The sequence below is a fragment of the uncultured Campylobacter sp. genome, from assembly GCF_938045535.1.
Classification (GTDB): domain Bacteria; phylum Campylobacterota; class Campylobacteria; order Campylobacterales; family Campylobacteraceae; genus Campylobacter_B.
Map to the genome: position 1 here is coordinate 1 of NZ_CALIMQ010000204.1, position 1297 is coordinate 1297.

The following is a 1297-nucleotide window of genomic DNA, read 5'->3' on the forward strand; positions in this document are numbered from 1 at the left end:
GCTATGTTATCGACTGCACGCTAGGCTACGGAGGGCACAGCGAGGGCATTTTGACCGCTAATCCGCGCCTTAAACTCATCGCTTGCGACAGAGATGCCGAAGCGATAGAATTTTCGCGCGAGCGGCTCAGTAAATTTAAAGATCGCATAGAAATTCACAAAGCAAAATTTAGCGAAATTTTAGAAATTCTGCCCGAGCAAAAGCTCCGCGCAGTTCGCGGGATATTAGCCGACATCGGCGTTTCATCTCTTCAGCTGGATAAAAACTGCCGCGGCTTTTCCACTAAAAGCGACGCGTTGGATATGCGAATGGATGCAGGCGCAGCGCTAGATGCGGCGTATGTCGTAAACAGCTACTCACAAGCTGAACTCGCGCGCATTTTTCGCGAATACGGCGAGCTAACAAATGCTAACGCAATCGCTGCTAAAATAGCTACTGCACGGGCTAACGCACCACTAACAAGCGCCAAAGCTTTGGCAAATTTAATCGGAACGAAGCCCGTTAAGGGGCGCAGCATCAGCACGGCTACGCTAGCATTTCAGGCGATCCGCATCGAGGTAAATAACGAGCTTGGCGAGCTAAAGCGCCTGCTCACGCTCATTGAGCAAAAATCGCGCGATTCAATTCTAACTAATGCAATTGTCGCTATAATTTCATTCCATTCGCTTGAAGACCGCATAGTAAAGGAGCGATTTAGGGCGTGGGAGCGCGATTGCGTCTGCCCTAGCGAGTTTATGCGCTGCGAATGCGGCGGCGGGCATTCGTTAGGCAAAATCCTAACCAAAAGCCCTATAACGGCAGATGCGCAGGAACTCGCGCAAAATTCTCGAGCTGCAAGTGCAAAGCTTAGAATTTTTTGGCTGAAATAACCGCCTTTGCTTGCTATAAATTTTAAATTTTGACGAAATTTTGTAAAATTTACAGATTTGCAGGCATTAAATTTTAAAATTTTATGGAATTTTAAAATCCAGCTTACAAAGATTCGCTTTAGAATTTATGATATTTTTCAGTGTTATTTCAAACGCGCAATGGTTAAATCATAAAAATTTAGCGAAAAATTTAACGTTTAATTTTACGCTAAATTTAATGTATAATTTTATGGGATTTATTGACTGCTGCATATTTTAAAAACTAAGTGGCAGCATAGATACAAAACAGAGCGAGAGTTAAAATTTGGCGCCTAAAGCAAGCGGCGTAACGTCGAATCTCATTCTTTGCTTTAAAGAAATTTTGTAGGCGAGCCGTTGATTTCATCGCCATTTTAGGCGATAGAGCTTATCTTGCAAATAGATATCTA

Annotated in this window: 1 protein-coding gene; it reads left to right on the plus strand. The window is 43.4% G+C overall.

Annotation, left to right across the window (positions count from 1 at the left end):
- Positions 1-8: 8 nt before the first annotated feature.
- Positions 9-869: a 16S rRNA (cytosine(1402)-N(4))-methyltransferase RsmH gene (gene rsmH, locus Q0095_RS06310; RefSeq protein ID WP_297882404.1), complete on the plus strand. Its 861-nt coding sequence runs from the start codon at positions 9-11 to the stop codon at positions 867-869.
- The last annotated feature ends 428 nt before the right edge of the window (positions 870-1297 follow it).